The sequence below is a fragment of the Haliea atlantica genome (genome assembly GCF_054779855.1).
In genome coordinates, this window is record NZ_BAAGXL010000037.1 from 1 (window position 1) to 1,621 (window position 1,621).

General features: G+C 61.4%; 2 protein-coding genes. Both read left to right on the forward strand.

All coding sequences use genetic code 11. The features are described 5' to 3' along the window. Positions 1 to 1,214, forward strand: a 1,214-nt coding sequence (istA, locus tag ACYVGS_RS17760) for an IS21 family transposase (protein ID WP_460590032.1), incomplete at its 5' end; no start/stop codon positions are given. Further along, the coding region (locus ACYVGS_RS17765) for an ATP-binding protein (RefSeq protein WP_460590033.1) at positions 1,204 to 1,621 on the forward strand (418 nt) is incomplete at its 3' end. The genes istA and ACYVGS_RS17765, both read left to right, overlap by 11 nt.

The window sequence follows — 1,621 nt, forward strand, 5'->3', positions numbered from 1 at the left end:
CTCGCCAGTGGCGACAGGATCAGCAGGAAGCCCGGTTGCTGGCCGCCAAGCGGACCTATGTGCCCCTCGAGTTTGCACACGGTGAAGCCTTCCAGTTCGACTGGAGTGAGGACTGGGTCAAGATCAATGGCGTCAGTACCAAGTTGCAGATCGCCCACTTCAAGCTCAGCTACAGCCGCGCTTTCTTCCTCCGGGCCTACCTGACGCAGTCTCATGAGATGCTCTTCGACGCCCACTACCACGCCTTTATCGCCTTCGGCGGGATACCGGAGCGAGGCATCTACGACAACATGAAGACCGCCGTGGACAAAATTGGCCGTGGCAAACAACGGCAGATCAACAAACGCTTCTATGCCATGGTGGGCCACTACCTGTTTGAGCCGGATTTCTGCAACCCGGCCTCTGGCTGGGAGAAGGGGCAAATAGAGAAGGCCGTTCTCGATGCCCGTCACGGTCTGTGGTACGACCCGCCACCGTTCAATACCCTGCAGGATCTGAACAACTGGCTGCAGCAACGGTGCCGCGAGCTCTGGCAGGAGGCTGCACATCCCGTGCTCAAGTCACGTTCCCTCGCCGAATGCCTGGAGGATGAGCGGCCAAAGCTGATGTCGGTACCGCCAGCCTTTGATGGCTTTACCGAGTACGCCAAGCGCGTCTCCTCGACCTGCCTGATTACCTTCGAACACAACCGCTATAGCGTGCCGGCCAGCTTCGCCAATCGCGTTATCAGCCTCCGTGTCTATCCACAGCGGCTGGTGATCGTGGCGGAAACCCAGGTCGTGGCCGAGCACGAGCGCGTATTTAACCGGGACAAGAGCACGCCGGGGCAAACCCTGTTCGATTGGCGCCATTATCTCACGGTAGCCCAGCGCAAGCCGGGGGCGTTACGCAATGGCGCCCCCTTCCTGGAGCTCCCGGAGTGCTTCCGGCAGCTGCGAGCCCGGCTCATCAAACGGCCCGGTGGCGATCGGGAGATCGTCGACATCCTCGCCCTGGTCCTGCTGCACGATGAACAGCTTGTGGAACAGGCGGTGACCCTGGCGTTGGAAGCGGGTGAGCCGTCCAAGCAGCACGTACTGAACTGCCTAAGCCGACTGGAAGCGCCCGAGCGCCCGAGGGCATTGACGCCACCCGCGGCGCTCAAGCTGGTGACTGAGCCGACCGCTGATACCGCCCGCTACGACCAGCTGAGGAGTTTACGTCATGAACCCTGATGCCATGATCAGCACCCTGAAGACACTCAAGCTGCACGGCATGGCCGACGCCGTTGGCACGCTGGCCGAGCAGTCGTCACCGGCCTACCAGCAGGCGGTACCGGTGCTGGAGATGCTGCTTAAAGCCGAATCCTCGGAGCGCGATGTGCGCTCGATCAACTACCAGATGAAGGTAGCCAGGTTCCCGGCATACCGGGATCTCACGGGCTTCGACTTTGCCCAATCACCGGTTGATGAAGCACTGGTGAAATCGCTTCACCGTTGCCAATTCCTGGAGGACGCGCAGAACGTGGTGCTGGTTGGCGGCCCGGGCACCGGCAAAACCCACCTGGCGACAGCGATGGGTGTGCAGGCCATCCAGTACCACCGGCAGCGGGTGCGCTTCCTGTCGACGATCGAACTGGTTA